This window comes from Novosphingobium sp. PASSN1, assembly GCF_002278815.1.
The window spans coordinates 112,046-126,851 of the sequence record NZ_NKIS01000011.1; the positions used below are offsets into that span (position 1 = coordinate 112,046).

Below are 14,806 nucleotides of genomic sequence, written 5' to 3' on the forward strand. Positions count from 1 at the left end.
TGACGTGACGGTCCCCTGTTCCGATTGCCTGTCCGGCGTCCATCGTCACCCATCCGGCTGCGGCAGACCGATCCCGCGCGGGGCCTTGCGCCTTGGCGCGCCCGAATGCCGCGTCCGGCACAGCGCAGGGAAATGCCAGGTGTCTCGTCCAATCTTCTTCGATCCCACTGGCCGCCGCCGCCGCCTGACCCGGCGCGGCGCGTTCATTGGCCTTGTCGTGCTGCTGGTGGCCGCCGTGATCTTTGCGACCACCGTCGTGGCGGTGCCTTCCGCTGCGCCGCTGCCGCTCGGCTTCGAACGGCAGGCCCCCTTCCCGCTGAAAACACAGGTCAGCCGCATCTCGCACAAGCTGGCCCAACTGTTCGGCCGCCGTGCCGCCGCACCGGCAGCACATGGCGGCGGCCACGCCCTCAACGTGGGCTTCTACACATCGTGGACCGACGGCAGCGCCCAGACCCTTGCGCACCATGTCGGCCAGCTCGATTGGGTCGCGCCAACGCTGTTTTCGCTCGGGCAAGGCGGCAACCTCGTGGTCACCGAGGATGCCCCGATGCGCCGGGTGCTCACCTCCGCGCTGCATCATCCGCTGGTGGTGCCGGTGCTGCAGAACGCAGCGAACGCAAAGTGGGATGGCGCGGGCGCGACTGCGCTGATGGCAAGCCCGGCCCGCCGCGCCGCGCTGGTCAGCCAGATCGACGCCGCGCTCGACCGATCAGGCGATGGCGGGGTGATGGTCGATTTCGAGAACTTGCCCAAGCCCGGCATTGCCGCGCTGCGCGGCTTCCTCGCCGATCTTCACGCGCGGCTTGCGCCCAAGCACCGGGTGGTGGCGGTGACGATGCCGATCGATGATGCCGATTGGTCGGCCCGGCGGCTGGCCGAAGTGGCCGACAAGGTCGTGCTGATGGCCTATGACGAACACTGGCAGAGCGGGCAGCCCGGTCCGATCGCTTCGATCGGCTGGTTCGCAGGCCATCTGGCCGACCAGCTCAAGGGGCTCTCGTCGGATAAGGTGATCGTCGCGCTCGGCAACTATGCCTACGATTGGCATGGCGGCGCGAACAGCCAATCGGTTGCAGACGTGCAGACCGTGGAGGAAGCCTGGCTCACCGCACACGACAGCGGCGCCGCGCCGCAGTGGGACAAGGCCAGCGGCAACACCGGCTTCGGCTATACCGACGATGAAGACCAGAACGCCGCGACGCCTGCGGCGCGCCATCAGGTGTGGATGCTGGACGCCGCCGCCAGCTGGAACCAGATGCAGATGCTCTCGCGGCTCGGCGTGCGTTCGGTTGCGCTGTGGCGGCTGGGATCGGAAGATCCGGGCTTCTGGGACGTGCTCCAGGCCTGGCGCGAAGGACGGGGGAAAAGCCCCGATCTGGCCCACATCGAGCAAGCCAGCAACGTGGATGTCGAAGGCAACGGCGAGATCCTGCGCATCGACGCTGTGCCCGAGGCCGGCAGCCGCGAAGTTCATTTCGTGGCCGCATCAGCCGGTCAACCGGCCCTGATCGATGACGAGCGCTATTCCCGTTTGCCCACGCCCTATGTCGTGCGCCGAACGGGGGACCGGCCCAAGCTGGTGGCGCTGACCTTCGATGATGGCCCCGATCCCAAATACACGCCCGAGGTACTGGCGGTGCTGGAGCGCTATCACGTGCCCGCCACGTTCTTCATCATCGGCGAAAACGGCGTGGCCGGGCGCAGCCTGCTGCAGCGCATGGTCGCCGGTGGGGACGAGATCGGAAATCACAGCTACACCCACCCCAACATGGCCGAAGATACCGCCACCGGGATCAGGCTGGAACTCAACGCCACGCAGCGCCTGATCGAAGCCTATACCGGCCGCTCCACCCGCCTCTTCCGCGCGCCCTATTTCGGCGATGCCGAGCCGACCACCGCCGATGAGCTCGGGCCTGCGCTGATTGCGCAGAGCCAAGGCTACACCGTGGTCGGGCTTCACGCCGATCCGGGCGACTGGATGAAGCGCAGCGCCGACGACATTGCCAATCGCGCGGTGGACGCCATCGAGCACGGTTCGGCGGAACGCAGCGCCAATGTGGTGCTGCTGCACGATGGCGGCGGCAACCGCGAGCAGACCGTGCTGGCGCTGCCCCACATCATCGAGCGGCTGGAGGCCGATGGCTACCGGCTGGTGCCCGCCTCCACGCTGGCGGGCCTCAAGCGGGATGACGTGATGCCGCAGGTCAAGGGCTGGGATCTGGCTGCGGTGCGCATCGATGTCGCCATGTTCTCGGCGCTCGCGCTGCTGCTGGCGGCGCTCAACTGGAGCTTCTTCTTCGCGATTGCGCTGGGCGTGATCCGCGCGCTGGGCCTCACGGGCCTCGCGCTCGTGCCGGATCGGAGAAAGCGGCCCGCTCTCGATAACGGGTATCAGCCCTTGGTCAGCGTGATCATCCCCGCCTATAACGAGGAGCGCGTGATCGAGAGTTCCGTGCGCCGCATCCTCGCCAGTGATTATCCGCACATGGAAGTGATCGTGGCGGACGACGGTTCGAAGGACCGCACCAGCGCCATTGTGGCGGCGGCCTTCGGCGGCAACCCGCGCGTGCGACTGATGACCATGGTCAATGGCGGCAAGGCCTCCGCACTCAACCGCGCACTGGCGGTCGCGCAGGGCGAGATCGTCGTCGCGCTCGATGCCGATACCCAGTTCGAGCCGCAGACCATCGCGCGGCTGGTGCGCTGGTTCGAGAACGAACGCGTCGGCGCGGTGGCCGGCAATGCCAAAGTCGGCAACCGGGTCAATCTCGTCACCCGCTGGCAAGCGGTGGAATACATCACCGCGCAGAATATCGAGCGCCGCGCGCTGACGCGCTTCGGTGCGATCATGGTCGTGCCCGGCGCGGTCGGGGCGTGGCGGCGATCTGCGCTCAGCGAAGTCGGCGGCTATCCGGAAGATACGCTGGCAGAGGATCAGGATCTCACCATCGCGATCCAGCGGGCGGGCTGGAAGGTGTGCTACGACGAGGACGCGGTGGCGTGGACCGAAGCCCCCGAGACGCTGGGCGCGCTATCGAAGCAGCGCTTCCGCTGGGCCTTCGGCACGCTGCAATGCCTGTGGAAGCACCGCGCGGTGCTGTGGGCGCGCAAGCCCGCAGGCTTGTCGTTCGTCGGCATGCCGCAGGCGTGGCTGTTCCAGATCCTGTTCGCGCTGATTTCCCCGCTGATCGATCTTGCGCTCGCCGTCTCGATCATCGGCACGGCGGTGCGGGTGATGCAACACGGCTGGGCGCAGACGCAGACCGACGTGCTGCGCATGGCGCTCTATTGGGCCGCGTTCACCGTGATCGACCTCATCTGTGGTTGGGTCGCCTACAGGCTGGATGTACGCGAACGGCGCTTCCCGCCGCTGCTGCTGCTCAGCCAGCGCTTCGTCTATCGCCAGCTGATGTACGGCGTGGTGATCCGCGCGGTGGGCGCGGCGCTGCAAGGGCTGGGCATCGGCTGGGGCAAGCTGGAGCGGACGGGCCGCGTCTCGACAGATCAGGTCTCAGGCGGGCAGACGCAAGATCGCCAGCAGGCCCTTGCCGCCTGAATCGCCAGTAGCCGCCGAATCCGACAGCACAAGGCTCCCCCCATGGAGCCGCGCGACGGCGGTGACCATGGCCAGCCCCAGCCCACCGCCCGGCCGGGTGCGCGCATCATCGAGCCGCACGAACCGCTGAACCGCGCGCGCCCGGTCGGCCGCAGCGATCCCCGGGCCGTTGTCCTCCACCGCGATCTCGGCCCAGCGTTCCCCATCGGCGCTTGCCTCAAGCCGGGTGCTGACGGTGATGGCGTTGCCGCCATACTTGAGCGCATTGTCGATGAGGTTGGCGAGTGCGCGCGAGACGAGTTCGCGGTCGGCCGCCGCCGTCACCGGCTCAAGCCGGGTTTCCAGCCGCACGCCCGATTGTTCGGCCAGGGGATCGTAAAGTTCGACCAGGTCTTCCGCGAGGGCCGCCAGATCGATCGGCTGGCGGCGATCTTCCACCGCGCCGCCTTCGATCCGGCTGATATCCAGCGCCGTCTCCAGCATGGCGCGCAAGGCATCGGCATCGAGGCGCGCGGCCTGCAAGGCTTCCACCGCGCGCGGCTCTTCCACGCGGGCCAGCGCCACATCGATCGCCGCCGAGAGCCGCGTGACCGGCGAGCGCAGATCGTGCGCCAATGCGCCCGAGACCGCGCTGAGCTGTCCGACAAGCTCGCCGATCCGCTCGGCCATGAGGTTCATCTGCTGACGCAAGTGATTGAACCCGTCACCCGTCCCCTCGATCGGCACGCGCGCGCCGAAGTTGCCTGAGGCCAGTTCCGCCGCGGTTTCGGCGATCAGATGCGTGCGGCGACTGATCACGAGGCCGATCACGAGCGCGCTGACCAGCGCCATCAGCACCGCGACCGCGATGGTCAGCTCTGCCGTAGCGGCGAAGGCGACATCGATGCGCCGCTCGGTCAGGCTGACGACGCCGACCACCAGCCGCTCGCCATCGGGCAGCTGGCCGACCAGCGCCAGGCCTTCGCTGGGCGGCTGGTCCGGCCCGCGCCGCACCACGACGCGCTGGGGCCGCGGCCCGTCTGCAAGCGTGGGGACCCGCAGGAGATTGCTCAGCACCGGCGCGCCCTGGCCAACCAGCGCGACGAACACCGCCGGGTCTGCCCCGCTGCCGCGCCGCGACGTGATGAATTCAGCCAGTTCCGCGCGGCCACCATCGTAATAGGCGGCCAGCAGATCATCGCGCACTTCAGTGACCTGCCGTTCGCGGTCTACCCGCACCACATCGAGCATCTGCCCGCGCACGAACAGTGTCACGAGCGCGCTGGAAACCAGTTGCAGCACGAAGATCGCCGTCACCAGCCGCACCATCGTCGGCGAGAGACCGCGCCGGAACAAGCGGCGAGGAGTGATCGTAGCCACGGGTCTGATCAATCGGCGGCGAGCCGGTAGCCCGCCCCGCGCACGGTGTGGAACAGGGCATTCTCCTCACCGTCGTCGATCTTGCGGCGCAGGCGGCTGATGTGGACATCGATGACGTTCGTGCCGGGATCGAAGTGATAGTCCCAAACGGCTTCCAGCAGCATCGTGCGCGTGACGACTTCGCCGACATGCATCAGCATGTATTCGAGCAGGCGGAATTCACGCGGCTGGAGCGCGATCTTGCGCGCGCCGCGCCGCACCTGCCGGATCAGCCGGTCAAGTTCCAGATCGGCGCAGCGCAGCGTGGTTTCCTGCACTTTCTGCACCCCGCCGGCAGAGCGGCGCAGCAGCGCCTGAATGCGCGCGAGCAGTTCGCCGAACGAGAACGGCTTGCCGAGGTAATCGTCCGCCCCCGCAGTAAGCCCGGCGATGCGATCATCGGTGCTGGCGAGCGCAGAGAGCATGATCACCGGGGTGGGCACCTCAGCCGCCCGCATCGCCTTGAGCAGCGCCAGCCCATCCATCCCCGGCAGCATCCGATCGAGCACGACGAGATCGAACTGGCTGTCCGTAGCCAGAAACAGGCCGTCGCGGCCATTGTCGGCGCGGTCTATGGTGAAACCCTCTTCGCCGAGCCCGGACATGATGTAGTCCGCGATCTGGGGATCATCCTCGACGAGCAGAATGCGTCCTGCCACTGGGCAATTTTCCGTGTTGGCACCAAGTGCGATGCGTTGAAACTGCACCATGGCCACCCTCGCAGCGCCTCGCAAGGGCTTTCCGGAGCGCCCGTTCGGCACGCAGTTCTGCGGGGAACCGCCTGACCTGAACGGAGAGTTTACAACTCAGCAATGTTGCTGAAATTTTCCGCTAAGCCATGGCGGAGAATCGCGTTAAGACGCGCGCAAATCGCATCGGACAACCTGACGAAACGGGAAGGTTCAGCGCGATTTTGCACCGATGAATGCCGGCCCGCGATGACGCGGCCTGCCGGACAGGTTACCACACGGGCGCTGCCTGCCATCTCGGCGGGCGTTCCCCATGCCGGATGATGAGATACCGATGGACAGCAAAGCCCCGATCGCCCGCACTCTGAAGCACGCGGCTCGCCTTCTTGCCACTGCCGCCCCGGTCGGGATGACGGCAGCCCTGCTGGCAGGGGCCAGCCCCGCGTTCGCCGACACCACGGTGAGCACCGCGACGACGGCCCCGCTGCTCACGTCCGCCGCTGGCGCGGTCACGGTCGCGAAGGACGGCTCGATCAAGCTCGACACCGGCACTGCGGTCACCGTCGATGCATCGAAGGACGTGACGGTGCAGGACGGCGGCAAGCTCGACATGGGCGCGGGCGACGGCGCGACCGGCATTCTCGTCCAGAGCGGGACCACTGCCAACATCTCCAACGCGGGCACGATCCAGGTGCTCGAAACCTTCACCCCGCCAGATACCGACAAAAACGGCATCCCCGAAGGCCCGATCGCGCAGGCAACTGGGCGCTATGGCATCCGCGTCGCGCCGGGCGGCACCTACACCGGCACGATTTCCAACACCGGCGCGATCACCGTCGATGGCCTCAATTCGGCAGGCATTGCAGTGGATTCGGCGCTGACCGGATCGCTGACCAACACCGGCACGATCAAGGTGAAGGGCGACAATTCCGTTGGCGTGCGCACCGGCGCTGTTTCCGGCAACGTCAACGCGGGCGGCACTATCGGCGTGGTCGGCAGCGGCGCGCAGGCGCTGGTCGTCAACGGCGATGTCGGCGGCTCGGTCAAGATCAACGGCGCGCTTTCGCAGAACGCCTCCTACACCGCAGACGACAATTCGACGCAGACCCTGCCGCGCAGCGCGCTCTCGACCGGCAAGGCTGCGGTCGAGATCAACGGCAACGTGGGCGGCGGCATTATCGTGACCACGGCTTCGGGCAGCGGTTCCACCGCCGAGACGACCGGCTCGATCCAGTCGGTCGGCAATGGCCCGGCGCTCCAGATCGGCGGCGCCAACAATATCACCGTTGGCGGCGTTGCCGGCAGCACCGGCACCTATTCGCTTGCCATTGATGGCAGCGTGGCCGCGAGCGCCACGTTCAGCTCGACCAACGCTTCGGCGGTCGTGATCGGCGGCAAGGGCGGCAATGTCACGCTGACCAAGGGCATCGGCATCAGCGGCAGCGTGACTGCGACGACCGTCGATTCGGGCGCGGTGGGCGTGCTCATCAATGCCGGTTCCACGGTCGGCTCGCTCAACAACAGCGGCACGATCAGCGCCGTGATCAGCCAGCCGGGCATCGGTTCCTCGGCGGCGATCAAGGACCTTTCCGGCACGCTGACCGCGATCGACAACACCGGCGACATTTCGGTGACGGGTTCGAGCGAGGACCAGCTCGCCGCGATCGACGTCTCGTCCAACACCTCGGGCGTGACGATCAAGCAGTACCTCAACGCCACCGATGCCGCCGCCCAGAAGACCGAGAAGGACGCGACCGGCTACGATCCCGATACCGCCAAGGTCTACACCACGATCACCGGCAACATCTACACCGGCAGCGGCAACGACACGCTCGACGTCGGCTCGGGCAAGATCACCGGCAAGACGTTCCTCGCCGCCGGTAACGACACGGTTAAGCTGGCCGACGATGCCAAGTACATCGGCGACATCGACTTCGGCACGGGCACGGCCACGATGGCGATGGCGGCCAATTCGCGCTTCACCGGCACGCTGATCCTGAACGACCAGATCGGCACGCTGACCCTGACCGACAAGGCGATCTATCGCGGCACCGTGACCGGCGGCTCGCAGCTGGCGGTCACTGTCAACGGCGGCACCTTCGGCGCCAACGCGGCGACGACGACCACGATCAAGTCGCTCGATGTCGGCGCGACCGGCACGCTGGGCGTCTATGTCGACGGCGCGGCGGGCACTTCGTCGAAGCTGGTCGCGACGACCGCGAACTTCGCCAGCGGCGCAAAGATCGCGGCCACGGTCACCTCGCTCGCCAAGGCAGAAGGCACTTATACCGTGCTGAGCGCCGGCACGCTGACGGGCGGCGCCAATGTCGCCACTTCGGCGCTCAACCTGCCGGTGCTGTTCAAGGGCACGGTGGCTGCCGTTGGCAACGACGTGACGCTGACCATCGCGCGCAAGACCGCGAGCGAGATCGGCCTCAACGTGCCGCAATCGCAGGCCTACAACGCGATCATCGCCAACGCGGGCAAGGACACCCTGCTGCAGACGAGCCTGTTGCAGGCTGCGGATACCGCAACCTTGCAGACCCAGTTCAACCAGATGCTGCCCGATTACGCGGGCGGTTCGCTCGATCTCCTCGCGCGCGGCACGCGCCTTGCCGCGCGGCGGATCGATGATGATTCGAGCTGGTTCACCATCAGCGGCGCGGGCGCCTGGCTGGAGCCGATCTACTTCAAGGGCAAGAAGACCGCCGGTGTCACGGCAGGCTACAGCAACAGCGGCGGCGGTCTCTCGCTCGGATTCGAGAAGGCGCTTGGCTTTGGCCATGTCGGCGGCTCGTTCACCTATTTCTCGGGCAATTCGACCACCGATGCCACGCAGAAGGTCAAGGTCAAGGATGTCGAACTGGCGGCGTTCTGGCGCCTCGCCTCGGGTCCGTTCTATGCTTATGCGCGGGTTGGCTATGGCCGCCCCTCGTTCACCTCGACGCGAACCTTCAGCGGCACGGTCAATGGCCAGGCCTTTGGCTACGGCGCGGGCGGCAAGTGGAAGGGCACGCTGATCTCCGGCGCAGGCGGGCTGTCCTACACGGTTGCCGTCGGCGATCACTTCAAGCTGAAGCCGCGCGCGACGATCGAATACTTCCGCCTGAAGGAAAACGGCTACACCGAAGAGGGCAACGCCCCGCTGGCGCTGACGCTGGCTGGCCGCACGAGCCAGGTGGTAAACGGCACCACGACGCTGGTCGCCAGCTGGAGCACCGCCCCGGGCGACTACGAGAACCGCCCCTTCACCATCGAAGTCGAAGGCGGCCGCCGCAGCCGCATCTCGGGCGAAGTGGGCGATACGATCGCCACGTTCAACCGCGGTGCCGCCAGCGGCGGCGACAGCTTCACGCTTTCGGGCCAGCAGCTGCCCTCGGCGTGGACCGGCGAAGTCAGCCTGATCCAGGGCGGGCTTGACTACACGTGGAAGATCAGCGGCGGCTATGAAAAGATGCAGGGCGGCGGAACCGGCTACACCGGCCGCGCATCGCTCGCCATCGCGCTTTAAGCTATTGATCCGGAATGCGGAGGGGGGCGGCCTGCGGGCTGCCCCCTTTTTCGTTTCAGCCCTGCGCCAATTCTCCCTGGGCCTGAAACCACGGGACCATGCGCGCGATGGCTTCTTCCACCAGCGGGGTTGAAACCGCAAAGCTGAAGCGCACGAAGCGGTGCCCGTCGACCGGATCGAAATCGATCCCTGGCGCGGTAGCCACGCCGGTTTCCTCCAGCAGCCTGATGCAGAAGGCCATCGAATCCTGTGTCAGATGGCCAACATCGGCATAGACATAGAACGCGCCATCGGGCGGCGCGATGCGGGCCAAACCCATCGCCGGGAGCGCCGCCAGCAGCAGATCGCGGTTGCGCGCATAAGTCCGCACATGGCCATCGAGCTCCTCCGCGCAATCAAGCGCGGCGAGCCCGGCATGCTGGCTGAGCGAAGGCGGGGTGAGGAACAGGTTGCCCATCCGCGCGCGGGCCTGATCGATCAGTTCCTCCGGCACGACCAGCCAGCCCAGCCGCCAGCCCGGCATGCTGAAATACTTGGAGAAACTGTTGACCACGATGGCCTGCGGATCGAACGGCAGCATCGAGCTGGCGGGCGCGCCATAGGTGATGCCCTGATAGATCTCATCCGAAACGATGCGAATGCCCCGCGCGCGGCAGACCCTCGCAATCGCGGCCATTTCATCCGGCGCGATCACGGTGCCCGTGGGATTGGCGGGGCTGGCGATGATCACGCCATCGGGCGCGGGATCGAGCGCGGCCAGCGCGGCAGCAGTGATCTGATAGCCGACGTCTGGCCCGCATGGCAGTTCGACCGGTTCGATCGACAGCGCCCGCAGGGTATTGCGATAGGCGACATAGCCCGGCCGCGCCACCGCGACCCGGGCGCCCGGTGCAAAGCGCAACGACAAGGCGATGACCAGCGCAGGCGAAGCGCCGCACGTCAGCACGATCTGGTCGGGCGAGATGGCGACGCCGGTGGTCTCCTCGACATGGCGCGCCAGCCGCTCCAGCAGCTGCGTGCTTTCCCAGTAGCCCTTGTCCTCCTCGTCCAGCACGGCCCGCGCGCGGGCGAGCGCCGCGGCCGGAGCGCCGGTGGAAGGCTGGCCATATTCCATGCGGATGACAGAGCGCCCCTCCGCCATGAGCCGCTGGGCTATCGCTGAGATGGTGATGGCGTGAAACGGGTCAAGCTGCGGGATCATGCCGGGCCGATTAGCACCGCGCAGGAAGCGGCGCAAAGGGCCTGAATGTGACGCCGTGGTTGACAGGACATCTGCCCCGCGCGAACTTTGCCCGGTGATCCGGGCGGCACGATCCGCACCGGACGCGGCGGGAGAGTGTGATCATGTCGACAACTGCAGGCGCTGCTGCGCCGAAACAACTGCCTCTGGGGCAGGCCGCCATTGTGACATTGGGGGTGATCCTCGTGGTTGCCGGGTTCGTGGCACTCGGAGCCTGGCTCCATGTCACGCCGCTCTATGCCGGCTTCCTGCTGCTGTGGGCGTGGTCGGCGCTGCACGAGCTTTCGCTGAAGGCCCTGCCCGGCGCGCTGATCGGTGCGCTGACCGGCGCGGGCATGAGCTTCCTGCTGCAAACCGGCACGGCGACGGGCAGTCCGGCGCTCATCGTGCTGGCGCTCGTGCTGATGATCGGCGCGTTATTCTTTGTCGTCGCGGGGCGGGCGGCGCTGGTCTGCAACCAGAGCACGATGCTGTTCATCACCGTGTTCAACGCACCGGTGATTCAGGCCGGAGAGGATTTCCGGCAGGTACTCCTCGCCGTCGTGCTGGGGGCGATCTGGTTTGCCGCCATCGTCTGGCTGATCAGCAAGTTCGTCCCCGCACCCTCAGCCGAACCTGAAGCCGCGCAGGCGTCCTAGCAGGTCGCGACCGGCTGCGTGGGCGAGGGGTTGTAGATCTGTGTCAGATCGCGGTCGTCGCGCACATAGAGCGCGGCTTCCTTGCGGATCAGCTTCGCCGGCAGGATGCTGCCAAGGAAGAACGGTTTGTAGTCGTAGGCGATCTCGACAAACATGATCGCGGTGCCGGCGTCCGCGGTCATCTTGGTCGAGGTATAGCCCATGCCCTTGAACGCCGTGCCGGTGATGCCGGTGCCTTGGGTGCCATAGCGCGAGGGCCAGGTGTTCTTGCCCCAGCAGCGCTGCCAGGCAATCCACTGCCCGCCCGAACCATTCACCTGCAGGCTGGAAAGAATGATCCGCCCGCGCACCGGAATGCCGAGATCCTCGGATTGCAGCGCCGCGGCACGGAACACCTGATTGACATCGTATTCGCGAAACTGCGGCGCGCCGTTGACCTGAGTCTGCTTGGCGCGGCTGGCGTTGTCCGCCACAGTGATGGCAAGCTGGTTGAGCTTCACGTGGATAAGCGCAAGGCTGACCACTTCGGTCCCTGTCAGCGCAAGGCCCATGAGGAACGGCATGGCAAGGCCAAGCTCGATCGCACTGGTTGCGCCTGTGTCCCGCGCAATCCGCCCGAGAAGATGCCGCAGCCGCCGCCCCGGAGTGCGGGGCGCAGTGTGCAAGCTGGGGACAAGGCGCGCGATCATGGGCATTTCGAAACCCCCGTGCGGGTCGCCTGGGTCGCGAACGGCTGGTTTTTGAGGATCGTGGTCGAAGGAATGGTCTGATATTCGGGCAGGCCGAACATCTTCGCAAATCCGAACCACTGCTTGTAGCTAACGGTGACGGTGTAGACCACGATGTCGTTTGCGCCGCCAAGGCCGGTCTTGCCCATATCGGCATCCCAGAGGCTGTTGCCGTTCATGTCGACGAAGCATTCGGTCGCATCATAGACACCGTTCTTGTTGGTATCGGTGAAATCCTCCGGCCTGCCGACTTGCGTGAACTCAGCGTAGTTCTTGCGCGTGAAGGTCACGTTCGCGGTGGGCATCACATACTTGACCATCGTCGAAACGAGCGTGTCGAGCGCGGTCGCACTGGTCTGCCCGCTTTGCAGCGAGGATTTGCGCGCGGCCGCGTTGACTGCGCCGTTGAGCACGGTGTTGACATAGTAGCTCTGCGCGACCTGCAGCGTGCCGAACACGACGAGGAACAGGATCGGCGCGGTCATGCCGAACTCGATCGCGCTCACCCCGCGCCGATCGTCCAGCAGACGGGGCAGCAGGCGGCGCAACAACGAACGACGAGGGACTGGATGAGACATCACTTGTTGATCCGCAAGTCGGCCACCTGGCCGGCGATGAACTTGAAGGTGTTGTTGAGCGCGGTCGTATCGCTCGCGTAATAAGCGCGTCCCGCCGTGGCGCATGTGGTCATCTGCGTCGTCAGCGAGGTGCCGAACCCGATCACCCAGATCGTGTAGCCAAGGTTCTTGGCGCGCGTGCAGGCCGCAAGATAGCGGTTGTTGTGATAGTTGGTCAGGGTCGTGCTGCTCGTGCCCGAAGGCGCGACGCGGTTATCGTACATTTCCTCGCCATAGGCGCTGTAGCTGTCGATGGTCGGCGCCATGTCACCGTCCGTCATGAAGATGATGTGGCGGCTGACCGAAGGATACTTGGTGGAATCCTCCGTGACGTTCGACTGGAAGATGCCGGTCGGGCTTGCGAGGCGCGCGCCCCAGATCATGCCGAGATCGTGATAGGTGCTGCCTGCGGCCACCAGGGTGTTGATGTACGTATCCAGCCAGGTCGGCACCACGGTTGGCGCAGTCGTATCGACTTCGGTGAACAGCATGGCGCGCGGCGGGCACTGCGAGCCTTCGCGTGCGACTCCCGAGGGGATGGACGTGGCCGTGCGCGGGCCGAGCCCAGTGCCGCGATACCAGACCAGATCGTTTTCATAGAGCTTCCAGCGCGTCGCATCGTTGGTGGGCACCGAATCGATATCGAGGTCGGTTGCGCCGCTCGGCACCGGGTTCATGGCAAGGTTCTGCACCGTCTGGCGCTCTTCGATGCAACCATCCCACTTCGTGTTGGTCGTGGTCAGCCCGGTGACACCCGGCGTGCCATTGAGCGCGGCCAGCGAAGGCATGTCATAAGTGCCCGCAGTCGGCACTGTCGCGGTGGAGGAAATGTTCGTCACCACCGGCACCGTGCCCATGCCCTTGAACGCCGACACATCGACCGTCGCAGCCTGGAAGATCCAGTTGGTGAACTGATAGCGGGTCACATAAGTCGTGGTCGTCACCGTGCGATTGCGCACACAAGTGCCGAGCGCGCTGGAGCCGCTGCCGGAGACCAGCGTCCAGGAACGCCACGAATAGCTGGTGCTGGTCGTGTCTGCGGGGGGCGAGCCGCCGCCGCTCACCGGCGTGCCGATGTTGGTCGGCCACGTGTTCTTGCCCCAGTTGGTGCAGTTGGCTGACGTGATGTTCGAACCATACGTCTCGGTGCCCGGAACCGGAGAGCCCGCCGTGCCGACGTAGACCGGCGTATCGAACTTCGCCAGCGCAGTCTGGAACGACTGGGTATCGGCAAAATAGCTCGTCGGCAGCGCCCCCGAAGCGACGAGGCCACCCATGTTCACCGTTGCGGTATAGGGCACGAAACCGAAGCGGATGCGCGTGTTGGTCTTGTCGACCACGGCGGCGGCAACAGTCTTGTAGAAATCGCGGAGCGCCGCGCGCAGGCCAACGATCTTGGAACCGGGGCCGCTGTTGACGTTCACGTTCTGGGGCGTCCACGCCATCGAACCGGTGGTATCGAGCACGAACATGACGTCGGCGCTCGCCATCTGCAGTTCGGCGCTGCACTCCACCGTCAGCGTCATGTTCTTGAACCCGAACAGGCCCATCACAGCCGTGGGCATGACGGTGGAGGCCGTGCCGCTCACCGCACCGGTGCCTGTCGACGAGGTGCTGAACGTGATCGAATCGGCGTTGGTGGCGTTCGGATTGAAGTTGAAGTTGAACATCTTGTTCGCCTTCGCCGTCTCCGCCGTGCCGTATGTGCCAGACGTCGCCATCGCCTTGCGGCCTGCCAGCACGCCCGCATCGCAGGCGTTCTGCAAGCTGGTCTTGGTCATATAGGCGCGCGCCATATCGGTGCCGCTACCCGCGAGGCTCACGAGCAGAATGATCGTGGCAAGGGCAATGCCCAGCGTGTTGCCCGCCGTATCGTGCAGCAAGCTGCCGATCAGCGATCGCAGCGAGGCTCTGACGGTGCCTCCCATGGCTTTCGACCGGCGCAGCATGTGGCAACATTCCTCCAGCAAATGGACTTTGCCGCGCACCGCTGCCCAGCCAGCGATGGTCAGGGCATGAGCACGCAAGATACCCAAGCTCCGTCCATGCGCGCAGACGGCCTTCCAAATCGTAAATTTGCTGAAAAGTTTGTTTCGGTGCCTCTACGCAAGTGGCGCTGGCCGCGGCGATGGTAAGTGCGCCAATTGGCCTTGAGACGTATCCCTCAGGCGCGCCTGTCCCCCCTGCGTACAGGCTCCAACGAAGGACAATTCCGAACGCGTGAGAGGAAGATGGAGGCCCGAGCCGGAATCGAATTCTGACAATTTAGGACTGTTTTTTCAGTTTGTTATTGATTTGGGTGTTGTAGAAAGGCCCCCAATAAGGCCACAGTTCGGCGATCCTGCAATCTGGAATCACACTGGACAAACAATAGGATAGCACAAGCCGCGACCGAAGGGAGCGGCAAAATCACGGGGTGGTGGTGC

General features: G+C 65.7%; 9 protein-coding genes. 3 read left to right on the forward strand and 6 right to left on the reverse strand.

Features of this window, described 5'->3' with window-relative positions; translation table 11 throughout:
- Nucleotides 1-139: 139 nt before the first annotated feature.
- Nucleotides 140-3,559 (forward strand): glycosyltransferase, encoded by a 3,420-nt coding sequence (locus tag CFE35_RS17510; protein WP_292932534.1) that lies wholly within the window; start codon nt 140-142, stop codon nt 3,557-3,559.
- Here the strand turns inward: CFE35_RS17510 and CFE35_RS17515 are convergent.
- Nucleotides 3,515-4,918, reverse strand: a complete 1,404-nt coding sequence (locus CFE35_RS17515; protein WP_292932535.1) for a HAMP domain-containing sensor histidine kinase — start codon at nt 4,916-4,918, stop codon at nt 3,515-3,517. The genes CFE35_RS17510 and CFE35_RS17515 overlap by 45 nt on opposite strands.
- 8 nt (nt 4,919-4,926) lie before the next feature.
- Nucleotides 4,927-5,616: a response regulator transcription factor gene (locus tag CFE35_RS17520; RefSeq protein WP_292932536.1), complete on the reverse strand. Its 690-nt coding sequence runs from the start codon at nt 5,614-5,616 to the stop codon at nt 4,927-4,929.
- 439 nt (nt 5,617-6,055) lie between these two features.
- Between CFE35_RS17520 and CFE35_RS17525 the strand changes: the two genes are divergently transcribed.
- A complete protein-coding gene (locus CFE35_RS17525; RefSeq protein WP_292932537.1) occupies nt 6,056-9,157 on the forward strand; it encodes an autotransporter domain-containing protein in 3,102 nt (1,033 codons plus the stop codon).
- A gap of 55 nt (nt 9,158-9,212) precedes the next feature.
- Here CFE35_RS17525 and CFE35_RS17530 read toward each other — a convergent pair whose 3' ends face one another.
- Complete coding sequence (locus CFE35_RS17530; protein WP_292932539.1) at nt 9,213-10,358, reverse strand: aminotransferase class I/II-fold pyridoxal phosphate-dependent enzyme; 1,146 nt, start codon at nt 10,356-10,358, stop codon at nt 9,213-9,215.
- A gap of 143 nt (nt 10,359-10,501) precedes the next feature.
- Here CFE35_RS17530 and CFE35_RS17535 point away from each other — a divergent pair, with 143 nt between their 5' ends.
- Nucleotides 10,502-11,035 carry a hypothetical protein gene (locus tag CFE35_RS17535; protein WP_292932541.1) on the forward strand — a complete coding sequence of 178 codons (534 nt, stop codon included), beginning with the start codon at nt 10,502-10,504 and terminating at the stop codon, nt 11,033-11,035.
- Here CFE35_RS17535 and CFE35_RS17540 read toward each other — a convergent pair.
- The 3 genes from CFE35_RS17540 to CFE35_RS17550 are packed head-to-tail and all read right to left on the reverse strand — an operon-like array spanning nt 11,032 to nt 14,407.
- Nucleotides 11,032-11,730: a hypothetical protein gene (locus tag CFE35_RS17540; protein ID WP_292932543.1), complete on the reverse strand. Its 699-nt coding sequence runs from the start codon at nt 11,728-11,730 to the stop codon at nt 11,032-11,034. The two genes, CFE35_RS17535 and CFE35_RS17540, sit on opposite strands and share 4 nt — an antisense overlap.
- Nucleotides 11,721-12,341 (reverse strand): TadE family protein, encoded by a 621-nt coding sequence (locus tag CFE35_RS17545; protein WP_292932545.1) that lies wholly within the window; start codon nt 12,339-12,341, stop codon nt 11,721-11,723. Before CFE35_RS17545 ends, CFE35_RS17540 begins: the two co-directional genes overlap by 10 nt.
- The gene (locus CFE35_RS17550) at nt 12,341-14,407 is read right to left on the reverse strand and encodes a Tad domain-containing protein (protein WP_292932547.1); all 2,067 of its coding nucleotides are present in this window, start codon (nt 14,405-14,407) and stop codon (nt 12,341-12,343) included. The genes CFE35_RS17545 and CFE35_RS17550 overlap by 1 nt, the downstream gene beginning before the upstream one ends.
- Between the last annotated feature and the right edge of the window lie 399 nt (nt 14,408-14,806).